We start from the raw sequence: 11,610 nt of genomic DNA, 5'->3' as shown, positions 1-11,610 counted from the left end.
CGGCGTCACGGTCGACGCCCGGGTCCGGCGCACCGCGGAGCTGCTGTGCGAACCGTGCGGAGTGCTGCTCCAGTACGCCGACCCGGCCCCGCGGCCGCGCCACGGCGGCCTGGAGGCCTCCCTGCTGGACCTGGTCGACCGCCCGGCCGTCCTGGTCGACGAGGACGGCCGGGTCGAGTACGCCAACCCGGCCGCCCGCACCGAGCTCGACCAGGGGATCCCGGCCCCGGTGGGCCGCCCGGCGGCCGAGGTCCTGCCCTGGGCCTGGAGCGCGCTGGCCCCGGCCCGCGAGCGGGTCGGGGCGCAGTTCCTGGGGCGGGTGGCCGACCTGGAGGACGTACGGGTGCTGCCGCTGGGCCGCGGGCGGGCGGTGCTCATGTGGGCCGCGCGGGCGGAGGACGAGGACGTGCTCGCGCGGGCCCTCGGGCAGCTGGAGCGGGTGGCGTTCTTCCGCGAGGACCTCCTGACGGGCGCCGTGGTGTGGAGCGACGAGGCGTACACGCTCTTCGGCATGGAGCGCGGTACCCCGGCCGTCCCGCTGGCCCGGGTGGGTTCCCGGCTGCACGCCGACGACGTCGAGCTGCTCCACGACCTGCTGTCCGGCCTGGTGGACCGCCACACGGGCGGATGGGCGCTGGTGCGGGTGGTGCGCGGCGACGGCGGCGTGCGGCACGTGCGCATCGCGGCCGAGCCGCTGCTGGCCGGGGACGCGCTGACCGGCCTCGTCGGCGTCTACCAGGACGTGTCCGCGCAGCACCACGCCGAGCTCGCCCTGTCGGCCAGCGCCGACCGGCTCTCGGCCGCGCGGACCGACGCCCTGGTCCGCGAGCACCTGGTGCTGCGGCTCCAGCAGGCGATCTCGCCCTCGGTCCGGCAAGCCGCGGGCCTGCAGGTCGCCGTGCGCTACCGGCCCGCCGTGGCGGACCACCGGGTCGGCGGCGACTGGTACGACGTGCTGCAGCTGGGCGACGGGCGCGTCGTGCTCGCCGTCGGCGACGTGGCCGGCCACGGCATCGAGGCCGCCAGCGCCATGGTCGGCCTGCGGCACGCGCTGCGCGGTCTCGCCATCACCGGCGCGGACCCCGGCTCGCTGATGACCTGGCTCAACGAGGTCGCCCTCGCCACCCCCGACCACCCGACGGCGACCGGTGTGGTGGCGGAGTACGACCCGGTCGAGCACCGGCTCTGCTGGGCGAGCGCGGGTCATCTGCCGCTGCTGCTGATCCGCGACGGGCGGGCCCGGTTCCTCCAGGGGCCGCAGAACATCCTGCTGGGCGCCGTGTCCGGCAGCACCTACGCGGAGTCCTCGGTGACCCTCGCCCCCGGCGACACGCTGCTGCTGTACACCGACGGTTTCGTGGAGCGCCGGCACGTGGGCCTGGACGAGTCCCTCGCCGTGCTGCGGGCGACGGCCGAGGCGCTGGTGACGGCGGACCCCGAAGCGCAGGCGGACGCCCTGGTGTCGACGGTGACGGGCGACACGGACGACGACACGAGCCTGGTGGTGGTGCGCGTGCCGCAGGCCGGTGAGGGCGGAGTCGATGCACGTCAACAGCACTAACTAAAAGGTTGTGCTTTCAAAAGGGAAGTGCGAAGCTGGGTGCGGCGGTGATCCCGCCCCCCCGCTCGCCCCCCTCTGAAAGGGCCTCCCATGAAGATCGTCCTGTTCGGCGCCACCGGCATGATCGGCACCCGCATCGCCGCCGAGGCGCTGTCCCGCGGCCACGAGGTGACGGCGGTGTCCCGCTCCGGCCGGGTCCCCGAGGCTGCGACGGGAGCCACGGGCGTGGCCGGCGACGCCGCCGACGCGCAGGCCGTGGCCGAGCTCGCCGCCGGGCACGACGCGGTCGTCTCGGCGGTCTCCCCGCCGCGCGACGGCTCGAACCCGCTGGAGCCCTTCACCGCGCTCTACGAGGCCCTGCTCAAGGGCGTCCGGGCGGCCGGAGTGGAGCGGCTGGCCGTGGTGGGCGGCGCCGGCAGCCTGCTGGTCGCCGAGGACACCAAGCTCGTCCACACCCCCGGCTTCCCCGAGGTGTACAAGAACGAGGCGCTGACCCACGACGCCGTCCTCACCTCCCTGCGGACGGTGGACGACCTCGACTGGGTCTACGTCTCCCCGGCCGCCGAGATCGCCCCGGGCGAGCGGACCGGCACCTTCCGCCTCGGTGGCGACTGGCTGCTGTCCGACGCCGACGGCAACAGCCGGATCAGCGCCGAGGACTACGCGGTGGCCTTCGTGGACGAACTGGAGCAGGGCGCCACGTCCAAGGCCCGCATCACGGTGGCCTACTGACGATACGTCGGCCGGGGGCCGGGGGCCGGGCAGGACCCGGACCCCGGCTCCGGTCCGTTCCGGCCCGGTTCGCCCGGGGTCCTCACCGGCCGAGTACGCCGCCCAGGTCGAGGGCGGCCAGCCGCTCGGGGTCCACGAGGATGTCCAGGGCGGTGATCAGCCCGCCCCGCACCGTGAACGCCAAGACCGTCATCGGCGTCCCGTCCGCCGCCAGCTCCAGCGCGCCCGGGCTGCCGTTGACCAGCACCGGGTGGGCCGCCTCGGCGAACCGGGCGAACGTGATCGCCTGCGAGGCGACCTCGGCCGCGCCGCGGCGCAGCAGGCTCGGCCGCAGGGCGCCGCCGTCCGAACGCGCCACGATCTCCGGGTCGAGCAGCGCCACCAGGGCCTCGAAGTCCCCGCCGCGCGCCGCGGCCAGGAACGCGTCCACGATCTCCCGGCGGCGGGCCGGATCGGTGTCGGCGGCCGGGGTCGCGTCCTGCACGCGGCGGCGTGCCCGGCTGGCGAGCTGCCGCGTACCGGCCGGCGTACGGTCCAGGACCTCGGAGATCTCGTCGAAGGGCACGGCGAACATGTCGTGCAGGACGAACGCCAGGCGTTCGGCGGGCGAGAGGGTGTCCAGCACCACCATCAGCGCGATGCCGACGGAGTCGGTCAGCAGGATCTCCTGCTCCGGGTCGATGCCGTCCGGGCCGCTCAGGACCGGGTCGGGCACCCGGACCCGCCCCTCCTGGTCGTGGAGGGCCTCCTCGCGCCGCGCGCCGCGCGAGCGCAGCATGTCCAGGCACACCCGGCCGACCACGGTGGTCAGCCAGCCTCCCAGGTTCCGTACGGCGTCCGCGTCGGACCGGCTCAGCCGCAGCCACGCCTCCTGCACGGCGTCCTCGGCCTCGCTGAGCGAGCCGAGCATCCGGTAGGCCACCGCCCGCAGGTGCGGCCGGTGCTCCTCGAACTGCCGTGCCAGCGCGTCCTGATCGCCGATGCCGTCGCTCATGGGCAGGACGATAGCCGTTCTTGATCATCGCGGGGTGGCGGGGGCCCGCAACCCTTGGCGGAATACCCCCCGGGGGTATACCGTTCACTGTCGTGAGCCCGGGAACGGGGGCACTCTGGACGCACGGGAACGGGGAGACGTCATGGACCACTCGGCACACGCGCACCACACGAACACGAACGCCCACCACGGCGACCACGGGCACGGCGGCCACGGCGGCGGGGCGGTGACCTGGTCCGCCGCGGCGAAGGCCACCCTCCACTGCCTGACCGGCTGCGCCATCGGCGAGATCCTCGGCATGGTCATCGGCACGGCCCTGGCCTGGGGAAACGTGCCGACCATGGTCCTGGCCGTCGTCCTGGCCTTCGTCTTCGGCTACGCGCTCACGCTGCTGGCGGTCCGCCGCGGCGGCCTGGACCTGAAGTCGGCGATCAAGGTCGCGCTGGCGGCGGACACCGTCTCGATCGCGGTGATGGAACTGGTCGACAACGGCATCATCGCCCTGGTCCCGGGCGCCATGGACGCCCATCTGGACCAGGCGCTGTTCTGGACCGCCCTGCTGGGCGGCTTCGTGGTCGCCTTCCTGGTCACGACCCCGGTCAACAAGTGGATGATCGCCCGCGGCAAGGGCCACGCCGTCGTCCACGCCTACCACTGACCGGTCCGCCTCCCCGGCCCGCCCGGCGGGGTCTGCGGATGCGCTCCGGCCGCAGGGGCGCGATCCTGGACCGGACAGGGGGCCACGGCTAGGAGGGCCGCGATGTCTGTGATGGACAAGCTCAAGCAGATGCTCAAGGGCCACGAGGACAAGGCCGGCCAGGGGATCGACAGGGCCGGCGACTTCGTGGACGACAAGACGCAGAACAAGTACCAGAGCCAGGTCGACATGGCGCAGGAGAGGCTGAAGGACCAACTGGGCCACAACCGCCCTCAGGACCCCCCGCCGCCCCAGGCCTGACCACTCCCGTCCGACCGCTCACGGCGAGGCCCCAGGTCCCAGGACCTGGGGCCTCGCCCACTCCTCGGCCGGACGAGCCGACCGCGGCGCCCCGGCGCTGCGCCCCCGCCCACCTGAGATCCGGCGGGCGAGCATGGCGTCGACAGGCGAACGGACAGGCGAATTGAGTGGCGTGTCACTCGGGAGGCTTCCCAGGAGATTCCCCGTACCGATCAACCTCTTTGCCGAGTAAAGGCACTTCGCGGCCTGCCGTGCGGATTGCCGGCGCTGGATTCGCTCTCGCATCTTTGCGATTTTCCCATGTGCACGTGCATGCGCGGACAGCGAACCGCCTGAGCTGTTCAATTTCAACGGGCTTGCATAAAAGGGGACTTGCATGCCGGGAAGTCCCCGAAAGTTGGATTGGGCGATTGCGATCTGCCGCTATGGTTTCCACACGAGATGCGGCCGGGCGATGGCGGCCGCAATGAACGTGGCCCCGGGGTGCCACCCGGGGCCACGCAACGGCCATCGCCTACCTAAGAGGAGGTTTTGATGACCTTCGGAGACATCCGCAAGGCGTATGGGGCCCCGGTTGTTCCTCTGGGGATTATCCCTGGCCGGCAAGGAGGTGAAACCCGAAGCGCAGCGCTGGTCGATGTCCGCCTGTGCGCCAGCTTGGTGATCGTCGTCGTGCTGGTCCTCGTCGGGTTCTTCCTCCTGCGGGTCTACCCGGGGCTCATGCAGGAGCCCGGGCTCTGGCCCCTGGTGCCGCCCGGCCTGTGGGCGCTCGTGAGGCTGTCCCGCGGCAGCTTCATCCGCGTCGTCCGCTTCCGCCGGGGCTGAAGGCCTCATCCGGGTGGGCGTCCGACGGCGCCCACCCGCCTTCGACTGCTGGCCTTGACGTGCGGGGCGGACACGCCCCGCCCGGGTGGAAGGGGAGCGCGTGATGGCCGCGCCATCACTGGAACCACGCTGCAGATGCTGCCGACAGCGTCGGCGCGACGGTGTTCGCCAGCAGGCATCCAGACCGGCTCAAGGGACGTGGGCGGCGATCGCCCACGGAGGGCTGAGGCCGCCCCCGAGATTCCGGCTGGAGTTTGCCGCATTCTGCGAAGCGAACCTGACGGCGTACCTGCGCTACGCGCACGTGCGCGTCGAAGACCCCCTGTCGGCCCTGCGCTGCGTGGAAGCCGTACTGGATTCCCTGCGAGGCCGATGGACCGCGGTGCTGGGCAGCGAGTGCCCGGCGGCCGCGGTGTGGCGGGACCTCAGAGCGGAGACCGGCCGCCGGATCGCGGGGCGTACGGGTCGCGGCGGGAAGCTGCACGCCGTCCTGCGTGACGACCAGGCGGACATCATGGTGCTGCATCATCACCTCAGCATGTCCGTGGATCACGCGGCCAGTCTCATGGGACTGACGGACCACGCCGCACGGGCGCTGCTGCGCGGCGCCGAACGGGATCTGGACGCCCTGTTCGAGAGCTGACCACGGCGCTGACGGCCTGGGGCATCGGCGCACACCGTCACCGTACGGGTGCGCCGGTCACCGCCCGCGCCGGCCGTGGCGCGTATCCGCCCCGACAACGTCCTTTAGAGCGACTAGCCTGCCACTATCCGCGCTCCTACGATGTTTCCCTACATCCACGAGACCCCGCCCGGGATCCGGGCTTACGGGAGCGCGCGTATGAGCCTTGGGGAGACAGCAGAAACTCGCTTTATCGACACCAGCCAGGCAAGTGCCGCACGTATGTACGACTGGCTGCTCGGGGGAACGGAAAACTACGAAGTCGACCGCCAGGCGTGCAGCGAGCTTTTGAAGATCGCGCCAAGTACGCAACAGTTGGCGCGAACGAACCGGGATTTTCTCAGACGGGTGGTACGCGACCTGGCGGCAGAGAAGGGGATCAGTCAGTTCCTCGACCACGGATCCGGACTACCCACACAGGACAACGTGCATGAAGTGGCTCAGCGCGTGCGTCCGGGTGCCAAGGTCGTCTATGTGGACAACGATCCCATGGTCCTCGCTCATGCCCGCACCTCCTTGGACGACAACGAGAACACCATGGTTCTCGGCTACGACATGCGCCGGACCGAAGACATCCGGCACGCCACGGAGGGCTTTCTGGACTGGGAGCAGCCCATCGCCGCGTTGTTCGTCTCGGTGCTGCACTGCCTGCCCGACACCGACGACGAGGACGACCCCGCGGCCCTGATCAAGAGAGTCGCAGGGCAACTGGCGCCGGGCAGCTACATGGTCGTCTGCCAACTCGTGAGCGACGACCCTGCAGTGCGACAGGGCGTCACGCAGCTCATGGAAGACGTCACCCAGGGCCATTGGGGGCGTGTGCGGGAGAAGCACGAAGTGCGCCGCTTCTTCGATCCGTTGGAGATCGAGCCGGAAGGCCTGATGGACGTGATCGACTGGAAGCCGGACTCGATGCCCCCGCCCCTCCACCTCCGACCGAACGACTGGGTGGAATGGGGCGGAGTCGGCCGCGTCCCGGTGTGAGCCCGCCACGGTGAAGCCGACGGGGGCTCGTCGTGCCGGGCGGCTCAGGCCGACCTGCCCCCGTCGCCCTGCTTCTCCCAATGGTTTCGGAGCTCGGTCAGAACGCGGATGCTGTCCTCGCGGCCCAGTGCATTGGCCCGTGCGTGGACCAGTAGTCGGCGGTACTTGTCGAGTTGCTGCTTCTGCGTGACGTAGTGAGCACCGTCCAGGTGTTCCACGTAGGCCAGTTCTTGGCTGTCGACGTCGGCGAACGTCAGGTGGTAGATCGGATACGGGGACACCATGGCGGCTGCCCGCACGACGCGGACGTTGATCCCCTTGCTCTGCGTCGCGTGCAGGAGGTACTCCATCTGGTCCACCATCACGCACGGGTCACCGAAGAGCCGTCGCAGGACGTCCTCGCTGATCAATGCGTCCAGGAGCGGTCCACCCTGGGTGAGCAGCAACTGGCGTTGCATGCGCAGCTCGACGATCCGTTTGATGGCGCTGTCCGAGAGGTGGGCCTCGGTGAGCCGTACGATCGCGTCGGCGTACGCCTCGGTCTGCAGCAGCCCGGGCACCACGCGCGGTTCGAACACGGAGATCTTCTGCGCATGCCCCTCGAGACGGATCAGGCGCCTCAGGTAGTTCGGGGTGACGTCGGCGAAGCGCGCGTAGGTGTCGGCGTTGCCGGTCTGTGCGAGCAACTGGTCGAGCTGACTGCGCTGTTCACGGGACAGGCCGTAGAACTCCGCGAGCTCGTAGACGTCGCGGGGCTTCGCGGGGCTCTCACCGCGCTCCAGCCGGCTGATCTTCGATGTGGAGGCTCGGATCCTCTGCGCGGCGTCCGCCAGGGTGTACCCGAGGCGTTCCCGGTGGAACCGCAGTTCGTCGCCCAGCAGTCGGCTGGCGGGACGTTGCTCGTCAGGGGTCTGTATCCGGACCACGGGGGCACACAACCCGGGCCAGGCCTTACGGGCGGCAGGCATCCACACTCCGAGGATTCAAAAAGCACACGAATTGAACCCAGAATGCACGGTGAATGCCTGCCGCCACAACCTATGGCCAGAGCGTGGCGCTAGGTGTCTACGCTAAGTCGGCGAAGCGGTCGAACTCGTAGCCCTTTGCGCCCTCCAGGAACGCGCGCATCTCCGCCTTGGTGAAAATCAGGGCCGGGCCCTCCGGGTGTCGCGAGTTGCGGATGGCGACCTCCCCTTCCGGGAGGCCCGCCACCTCGACGCACTCGCCGGCCCCCACGGAGGCCTGTGCCTTTACCCAGACCGCACCCGGGATCTCGCTCGCCCGGACACCATTCGCGACAGCCATCCACGCCTCCACATCTTGCTCGTGTTCCCGAAATGCGGTGCCCGTGATTCCCATATGGGAATCACACGCACCGCTCGTGCAAGGATAGGTGGAACATCGTTGAGCGGGCATGCCCCCGAAAGGGTGTAGCTGTTCGCATTTTAAAGATAAAAGCATTTTGCTTTTGACCGGTCTCGCTTTCAGTGCGAGCACGGCGATGCACTGCGGCGAGCTCGAAGTCGCCGTCATCGGCTCCTCAGCCCGGCAACGCGCCGCGCGGGATGCCCAGATCGAGCCGGGCCTGCTCGTGGTAGGCGTTCATCAGGTCCACCAGCGTCGCGTCCGCGGTGGTGTCCTCGTTCCGCCGCGTGGCGATCTCCTGCTCCCACAGCACGAGGTTGACCGCGTGCGCGGCCTCGACCGCCGCCGGCGAGGCCAGCAGCACCAACGTCTCGAACAGCACCGACCGGCGCAGCTCCGCCGCTTCCATCGCGGCCAGGTGCGTCTGCCGCTCCTCCGTTCCCTCACCCGCCTGCCGCGCCCGCTTGGCGGTGCCGGATATCTCCTTCACGCACGACGCGTACTCGATGTACGTCTCCAACTTGCGCTCGTCCCACCGCGTGGCCAGCGCCCGCCGGTGCCGGGCGCGCTCGGCCGCGGTCGCCGCCAGGAACGAGGTCAGAGCACCGATGACGACGCCGACGAGCGTCACGATTTGAGTGATCACGACGGGCAACCTAGTTCCTCCGGCCGTGACGCCGGAGCGGGGACCGTAGGGAAGCGAACTCCGCTGGCACGGCTGCCCGTTGCTGCGGACAGGGCGCCTCGCCCGTACGCCGGTGAGGATGTGATGATGTCGGCCATGGCTATTGAATCGGTGGTCGTGCGGCAGCGTGTCGAGGATCTGGACGCGGCTGTGCCGTTCTACGAGAAGTTGACCGGCAGCACCGCGTCGCGCTTCGCGTTCGCCGGGGTCGACCTGGCCGGCGTCGGGCCGTTCCTGCTGTTCGCCGGGTCGGACGAGGCGGTGCAGCGTGTCGCCGGCGTGGCGGCGACCCTCGTGGCCGCCGACCTCGACGCCGCGGTCGAGGCGGCGACGGCGGCAGGCGCCGAGGTCGTGATGCCCGTGCAGCCCACCCCGAACGGCCGTCGCGCGGTGCTGCGGCACCCGCACGGCGGCGTCTTCGAGTACGTCGGCCCGTCGTAAATGCCTCGACAGCGCTCGCGGGGTCGGGGACGCTTCGCGCGATGACGAGAATCGACGACACACCGCCCGCGTGGGACGAGCGCACCCAGCTCACCACGTTCCTCGACTACGCACGGGACACCGCCCGCGCCAAGTGCGACGGCGTCTCCGCGGAGAATGCCCGCAAGGCGCTCCTGCCGGGCTCACCGCTGATGACCATGAGCGGGGTGATCAACCATCTCCGCTGGGTCGAGTACTACTGGTTCCAAGTGGTCTTCCTCGGCGAGGAGGACCGGGCCCCCATGACGGACGAGGACCCGGACCGCGAGATGCGCATCGCCGTCGAGTTCCCGCTCCCGCAGTTGCTCGACGAGTACGCCGAACAGAGCGCCCGCTACCGGGAACTGGTCGCCGGGCACGACCTGGCCGAGCGGGCCAAGGGGACCATCCGCAACGGCCTCCACGTCGACCTGCGCTGGATCCTCCTCCACCTCACCGAGGAGACCGCCCGCCACAACGGCCACCTGGACATCCTGCGCGAGATGCTCGACGGCACGACCGGCGGCTAGGTCGGGCAGAGATCCGCCGGACATCCGGCGGATACGCGGAGGTCCTAGACGTACCTGGGGACGCTCTCGTAGTACCGGTAGTGGTCCGCGTCGTAGGCGTCGCTGGCGCGGTCGACCTTCCTGAAGGTGACCTCGAAGTGGTCGAACTGGCCGTCGTCGTACGCGACCCCGCCGTCGCCCGGTCGCCGGAGCAGCGTGTGCTCGTCCATCGGCGGCTCGGTCTCCTCGCCCCGCCAACTGCGGCGCCGGTGCAGGCAGTCCAGGTACCGGACGAACCCGCCGTGCTCGTCGTCGTGGAAGACGCCGCGGGGCCGGATCTCGTGCCCCGCGGGCAACGCGACCGAGGCGACCGTGTCCAGGCGCTCGTCGATCCAGTGGAGCGGGAAGCCGACCGCGCTGCCGTGCCGGTTGGCCACCCGGAGGTAGTGCGTCCACGATGCCGCCGATGCTCCCGACGTCCTCCCCGTTGCCCTCGCCGTCCGGCGCCAACTCGTGGAAGTCGAGCATGGTGATCCCTGTCAGGTGAAGTGCGGGGAACCGCTTCAGTCGGTGGCGTCCTGATCGGACTGCCGGGTCGCCGCGCGGCGGTACTCGGCGTTGATGCGCTGGGCCTCTTCGAGCTGGTCCTCCAGGACGATGATGCGGCAGGCGGCCTCGATGGGGGTTCCCTGGTCGACGAGTTCCCGGGCGCGGGCGGCGATGCGCAGCTGGTAGCGGGAGTAGCGGCGGTGGCCGCCCTCGGAGCGCAGCGGGGTGATCAGGCGGGCCTCTCCGATGGCGCGGAGGAAGCTCGGGGTGGTGCCGATCATTTCGGCGGCGCGGCCCATCGTGTAGGCGGGGTAGTCGTCGTCGAGACGGTCGTACGAGTCGTCTGCTGTCATGTGCGCCTCTCTGCGGAACGCGTCGAGGGGCCCTGGCGCCGTACGGCACCAGGGCCCCGAAGGAACTACTACACCATCTGCCGGCGCCGCCACCGCGCCCGCCTCCTGTGTCACCCGCCCCGAAGCCCCCGCCCCGGCAGCACTTCGCCCCGCCGGACGGCCGGCGGGGCGAGGACGGGACGCGGGGGAGTACTCCGACGGTGTCGGCCGTGTGGGCGGCCGGGGTCAGGCGGTCGCGGGGGCGCCGAGCAGGACGGAAGCGCGCCGGAACGGGTCGGAGGGGTGGAGCGGTGCGGGGGGCCGGGGCAGGCCGCGGCAGGTGAAACCGAGCTTGGTCATGGCCCGGAGGACTTCACCGGTGGTGAAGTCGCGGCGGTCCTGCCCGGTGACGACCTGGCCCACCTGCTTGGCGGGGTAGGCGCGGCGGCCGATGATCACGGACTCGCCGGTGATCTCCTCGGGCTTGACGCCCTTCAGGGATTCCAGGACGCCGTCCTTGGTGAGGTCGAAGGGGAAGCGGGCGATGACACAGCGCACGATGCCTCACAGGGAGAGGAGCGGGGAGGGGGCGGGGCGAGGGGGCCGGGAGAGGAGCAGGGAGGAGAGGGGAGGAGCCGGACCACTGCGGTGCGGGGCTTCAGGCGGGGACGGCGCCGCTGCCGGGGAGGTCGCGCAGCCGGAGGTGGTCCGTGTACGAGGGGCTGTCGCGCACGGCCGTGAGCTGGGCCGGGGTGACCAGTGCGGTGCACACGCCGTCGTCGTCGCAGACGAGCAGGCGCCCGGCGCGGGCGCCTGCCATGACGGCCAGGGCCACCTCGACGGTCATGTGGTCGCCGATCCGGAGCCCTCCCCGGTCCAGGGGGGCGGCGGGCGTGGCGGGGGTGGCGTGGGCCGAACGGGGCTGCGGCTGCGTCTGGACCGGTGTCACAACGTGCCTCCTGAGGAGATGGGTCG

17 protein-coding genes are annotated in these 11,610 nt (G+C 70.8%); 9 read left to right on the top strand and 8 right to left on the bottom strand.

Annotated elements, in window-relative coordinates; all coding sequences use genetic code 11:
* Positions 1 to 1,561: PP2C family protein-serine/threonine phosphatase (locus LG632_RS27320; protein ID WP_264202326.1), on the top strand; the 1,561-nt coding region annotated here is incomplete at its 5' end.
* Positions 1,562 to 1,651: 90 nt separating this feature from the next.
* On the top strand, positions 1,652 to 2,293 hold the full coding sequence (locus LG632_RS27315; protein WP_226730224.1) for an NAD(P)-dependent oxidoreductase: 642 nt from the start codon (positions 1,652 to 1,654) through the stop codon (positions 2,291 to 2,293).
* Between the two features lie 82 nt (positions 2,294 to 2,375).
* On the opposite strand, the gene LG632_RS27310 is transcribed toward LG632_RS27315, so the two are convergent.
* Positions 2,376 to 3,287: a sigma-70 family RNA polymerase sigma factor gene (locus LG632_RS27310; RefSeq protein ID WP_264202325.1), complete on the bottom strand. Its 912-nt coding sequence runs from the start codon at positions 3,285 to 3,287 to the stop codon at positions 2,376 to 2,378.
* Positions 3,288 to 3,429: 142 nt separating this feature from the next.
* Between LG632_RS27310 and LG632_RS27305 the strand changes: the two genes are divergently transcribed.
* From LG632_RS27305 to LG632_RS27285, 5 genes are all read left to right on the top strand, one after another.
* Positions 3,430 to 3,945 (top strand): DUF4396 domain-containing protein, encoded by a 516-nt coding sequence (locus LG632_RS27305; protein WP_226730223.1) that lies wholly within the window; start codon positions 3,430 to 3,432, stop codon positions 3,943 to 3,945.
* Positions 3,946 to 4,047: 102 nt separating this feature from the next.
* Positions 4,048 to 4,245 carry an antitoxin gene (locus LG632_RS27300; protein WP_226730222.1) on the top strand — a complete coding sequence of 66 codons (198 nt, stop codon included), beginning with the start codon at positions 4,048 to 4,050 and terminating at the stop codon, positions 4,243 to 4,245.
* 534 nt (positions 4,246 to 4,779) lie between these two features.
* Complete coding sequence (locus tag LG632_RS27295) at positions 4,780 to 5,070, top strand: hypothetical protein (protein WP_226730221.1); 291 nt, start codon at positions 4,780 to 4,782, stop codon at positions 5,068 to 5,070.
* Between the two features lie 304 nt (positions 5,071 to 5,374).
* Complete coding sequence (locus tag LG632_RS27290) at positions 5,375 to 5,713, top strand: hypothetical protein (protein WP_226730220.1); 339 nt, start codon at positions 5,375 to 5,377, stop codon at positions 5,711 to 5,713.
* 198 nt (positions 5,714 to 5,911) lie between these two features.
* Complete coding sequence (locus LG632_RS27285) at positions 5,912 to 6,736, top strand: SAM-dependent methyltransferase (protein ID WP_226730219.1); 825 nt, start codon at positions 5,912 to 5,914, stop codon at positions 6,734 to 6,736.
* 44 nt (positions 6,737 to 6,780) lie between these two features.
* Here the strand turns inward: LG632_RS27285 and LG632_RS27280 are convergent, their stop codons facing one another.
* The 3 genes from LG632_RS27280 to LG632_RS27270 all read right to left on the bottom strand — a co-directional run bounded on the left by LG632_RS27280 (position 6,781) and on the right by LG632_RS27270 (position 8,747).
* Positions 6,781 to 7,662 (bottom strand): helix-turn-helix domain-containing protein, encoded by an 882-nt coding sequence (locus LG632_RS27280; protein WP_226730218.1) that lies wholly within the window; start codon positions 7,660 to 7,662, stop codon positions 6,781 to 6,783.
* Positions 7,663 to 7,801: 139 nt separating this feature from the next.
* Complete coding sequence (locus LG632_RS27275) at positions 7,802 to 8,041, bottom strand: DUF397 domain-containing protein (protein WP_226730217.1); 240 nt, start codon at positions 8,039 to 8,041, stop codon at positions 7,802 to 7,804.
* Between the two features lie 235 nt (positions 8,042 to 8,276).
* Positions 8,277 to 8,747, bottom strand: a complete 471-nt coding sequence (locus tag LG632_RS27270; RefSeq protein WP_226730216.1) for a hypothetical protein — start codon at positions 8,745 to 8,747, stop codon at positions 8,277 to 8,279.
* 135 nt (positions 8,748 to 8,882) lie between these two features.
* On the opposite strand from LG632_RS27270, the gene LG632_RS27265 reads away from it, so the two are divergent.
* Both LG632_RS27265 and LG632_RS27260 read left to right on the top strand, forming a co-directional pair.
* Positions 8,883 to 9,227: a VOC family protein gene (locus LG632_RS27265; protein ID WP_226730215.1), complete on the top strand. Its 345-nt coding sequence runs from the start codon at positions 8,883 to 8,885 to the stop codon at positions 9,225 to 9,227.
* A 41-nt stretch (positions 9,228 to 9,268) separates the two neighbouring features.
* Complete coding sequence (locus LG632_RS27260; protein WP_226730214.1) at positions 9,269 to 9,775, top strand: DinB family protein; 507 nt, start codon at positions 9,269 to 9,271, stop codon at positions 9,773 to 9,775.
* 44 nt (positions 9,776 to 9,819) lie between these two features.
* On the opposite strand, the gene LG632_RS27255 is transcribed toward LG632_RS27260, so the two are convergent.
* The 4 genes from LG632_RS27255 to LG632_RS27240 all read right to left on the bottom strand — a co-directional run bounded on the left by LG632_RS27255 (position 9,820) and on the right by LG632_RS27240 (position 11,584).
* Positions 9,820 to 10,191, bottom strand: coding sequence for a hypothetical protein (locus tag LG632_RS27255; RefSeq protein WP_226730213.1), 372 nt, complete (start codon positions 10,189 to 10,191; stop codon positions 9,820 to 9,822).
* Positions 10,192 to 10,317: 126 nt separating this feature from the next.
* The gene (locus tag LG632_RS27250; RefSeq protein ID WP_226730212.1) at positions 10,318 to 10,656 is read right to left on the bottom strand and encodes a MerR family transcriptional regulator; all 339 of its coding nucleotides are present in this window, start codon (positions 10,654 to 10,656) and stop codon (positions 10,318 to 10,320) included.
* 225 nt (positions 10,657 to 10,881) lie between these two features.
* The gene (locus LG632_RS27245; RefSeq protein ID WP_226730211.1) at positions 10,882 to 11,193 is read right to left on the bottom strand and encodes an SCO5918 family protein; all 312 of its coding nucleotides are present in this window, start codon (positions 11,191 to 11,193) and stop codon (positions 10,882 to 10,884) included.
* A 100-nt stretch (positions 11,194 to 11,293) separates the two neighbouring features.
* Positions 11,294 to 11,584: a CBS domain-containing protein gene (locus LG632_RS27240; protein WP_226730210.1), complete on the bottom strand. Its 291-nt coding sequence runs from the start codon at positions 11,582 to 11,584 to the stop codon at positions 11,294 to 11,296.
* Between the last annotated feature and the right edge of the window lie 26 nt (positions 11,585 to 11,610).

It is taken from the genome of Streptomyces antimicrobicus (genome assembly GCF_020532625.1).
Classification (GTDB): domain Bacteria; phylum Actinomycetota; class Actinomycetes; order Streptomycetales; family Streptomycetaceae; genus Streptomyces; species Streptomyces antimicrobicus.
This window is presented reverse-complemented; position numbering and strand designations above follow the sequence as displayed.